General features: G+C 68.4%; 2 protein-coding genes. Both read left to right on the top strand.

The features are described from left to right. Positions 1-1,622, top strand: a 1,622-nt coding sequence (locus WAW85_RS06710) for a 3'-5' exonuclease (protein ID WP_422558853.1), incomplete at its 5' end; no start/stop codon positions are given. A 39-nt stretch (positions 1,623-1,661) separates the two neighbouring features. Further along, positions 1,662-2,732 (top strand): potassium channel family protein, encoded by a 1,071-nt coding sequence (locus tag WAW85_RS06705; protein ID WP_422558852.1) that lies wholly within the window; start codon positions 1,662-1,664, stop codon positions 2,730-2,732. The last annotated feature ends 167 nt before the right edge of the window (positions 2,733-2,899 follow it).

Below are 2,899 nucleotides of genomic sequence, written 5' to 3'. Positions count from 1 at the left end.
AACTGGAGCGGCTCCGCAGGCGAATCGGTCAGCCGCTGCCGGAACTGGTGGCCGATGTCGAACAGACCATCGGGGTGGCCGTCGAAGCGCAGGTGCGCGCGCGGCGAATGCGCGGCGCGATCACCGGCCGCGAACACCTCGACGCATTTGCCGAATACGTCGCCTCCTACGCCGACCGGCCCGGCGCCACCCTGCCCGGACTGCTCAGCTTCCTGGACGCCGCCGAGACGGTGGAGAAGGGGCTGGCCGCCGGACAAGTGGAGGTCGCCGAGGACCGGGTCCAGATCCTCACCGTGCACGCTGCGAAGGGATTGGAGTGGGACATCGTTGCCGTGCCGCATCTGGCGCGCGGCATTTTCCCGAGCGCCAAAGCCGAAGGCACCTGGCTCGGTTCGGCCCGGGAGCTGCCCGCCGAACTCCGCGGCGACCTGGCGCGGGCCGGTGGACACGAGGGTTTTCCGGCTCTGGAGCTTGGCGCGCTGAGCGACCGCAAAGAATTGGAGACCGCGCTCGGCGATCACAAGGACGCCATCAAACTCCGCAGGCTCGACGAAGACCGTCGGCTGCTGTACGTCGCGTTGACCCGCGCGAAGGACACCCTGCTGGTGTCGGCGCACCACTGGTCGGCCACCGGTGACTCGCCCCGCGGCGGATCGGATTTTTACGCCGAGCTCGTCGACCTGGTGACCGCAGCCGCCGGGCACGGGAACGCCGACGGCACGGCGAAGGCGATGCGGGTCGAGGTCGCGGCGCCCATACCCGACGACGGCGCACCGAATCCGCTGACCACCGAGGCGGTGACGGCGGTGTGGCCGGTGGACCGGCTCGGGGATCGGCGCGGCGCCTTGCAGGAAGCCGCGCACGCCGTCGAACTTGTGCGCGGCGAGCGGGGTTTGATTCCGGCGGCGGAGGCAGCGGATCCGGAGATCGCGGCGTGGCGCGCGGAAGTAGCGGCGCTGTTGGCCGAACGCGCGCAGTCTGGGGCCGACGAGGTGGATGTCGAGTTGCCGCCGCAACTGTCGGTGAGCCAGTTGGTGGAGCTCGGCGCCGACGAACAGTCCTTCGCCGCACGACTACGCCGACCGGTGCCGTTCCGACCCAACCCGATGGCTCGCCGCGGCACCGCCTTCCACGCGTGGGTGGAGCGCCGGTTCGGGGCAACTCGACTGCTCGATCTGGACGAGTTGCCCGGCGCCGCCGACGAGACTGCCGTCGACGATGAGCTCGACGTGCTGCGCGCGGCCTTCCTGGCCTCACCGTGGGCGGACCGGACCCCGATCGAGGTTGAGGTCGGCTTCGAAACAGTATTCGGGAGCACTGTCGTACGCGGCCGGATGGATGCGGTCTTCGCTGACCGCGAACGCGGCGGCTACCTGGTGGTGGACTGGAAGACCGGGGCCGTGCCCGAGCCTGCCAAACGTCGACCGCTGGAGTTGCAGTTGGCCGCGTACCGGGTGGCCTGGGCCCGGCTGCGCGGCGTGGAGTTGACGAAGGTACGGGCCGCATTCGTCTACGTCCGCCACGACTACACGCTCGAACCGGACACTCTGCCCGACGCCCGGGAACTCGCCGCACTGCTGGACCCCGAGCGGGTGGACCGCGGGACCGGCTTCATCGAGTAGCCTTCGGAGCTGTGATGACGTGTACGGGAGGGACCCGCGATGCGTGACCGGTTCCGCCGCGGCCGTTTCGGCCCCCAAGACATGGTCGACAAGCCCGACTATGCCCTTGTCGGTGTCGTCAGGATTCCGGAACTGGAGACCAGTCCGGCACGCGCCATCGGCCGCCGCGTGCTGTGGGCGCTCGCGGCGCTGCTGCTCTGCTCGGTCATCGTCTACCTCGACCGGAACGGCTACCGCGACGTCAAAGACCAACCGCTCAGCTACCTGGACTCGCTCTACTACTCGGCCGTGACCCTCTCGACGACCGGCTACGGCGACATCACGCCGATCAGTGAGTCGGCCCGGTTGATCAACATCCTGTTCATCACACCGCTGCGCGTGCTCTTCCTGATCGTGCTGATCGGTACCACCCTCGAGGTGCTCACCGAGCGTTCACGGCAGGCGATCAAGATTCAGAACTGGAGGAATCGCGTGCGCAATCACACGATCATCGTTGGTTATGGCACCAAGGGCCGGACTGCTACGACCGCCGTCCTCGCCGACGGCGTGCGACCGAGCGAGGTGGTCGTGGTCGACGACCACCACCCCGCCCTTGAGGCTGCGGCGGCCGACGGTCTGGTGACCGTGCGTGGTGACGCCACCAAGTCCGACATCCTGCGCCTGGCCGGAATGCAGCACGCCGCCGCACTGGTGATCGCCGCTAACCGTGACGACACCGCCGTGATGGTGACCCTTACCGCCCGGGAGCTGAACCCGCGCGCCAAGATCGTTGCGTCGATTCGCGAATCGGAGAATACCCACCTGATGCGGCAGTCCGGCGCGAACTCGGTGGTGGTCTCGTCGGAGACGGCTGGCCGACTCCTCGGTATTGCAACCATCACGCCGTCGGTCGTGGAAGTGGTGGAAGATCTGCTCAGCCCGGAGGAGGGCTACGCGATCGCCGAGCGTGAAGTGGATCCGTCGGAGGTGGGCGGCTCCCCGGCACATACCAAAGATCTGGTCCTCGGCGTGGTGCGCGACGGCCACCTGTATCGGGTCGGGGAAGCCGACGTCGAAGGAATCGAGATCGGCGACCGGCTGCTTTATGTCCGCAAGGGGGAGCGGGGCTGAGTGATGGCGAGGTTCGAGTTCACGTCGCCGCCGCTCTTGTCGCAGGCCGAGTTCGACCGTGCCGATCACCTGCGTGACGACGCCGACCGACTCGCGTCGGGATGGTCGCGTGCCCGCGTGCTCCTGGTCGACGACGGTGGGCGCTATCGGACCGACCAGGGCGGGGC

Source organism: Gordonia sp. (in: high G+C Gram-positive bacteria), assembly GCF_049299075.1.
Classification (GTDB): domain Bacteria; phylum Actinomycetota; class Actinomycetes; order Mycobacteriales; family Mycobacteriaceae; genus Gordonia.
The sequence above is the reverse complement of the archived record's forward strand: the minus strand, read 5'-3'. Positions and strand labels throughout refer to the sequence as shown.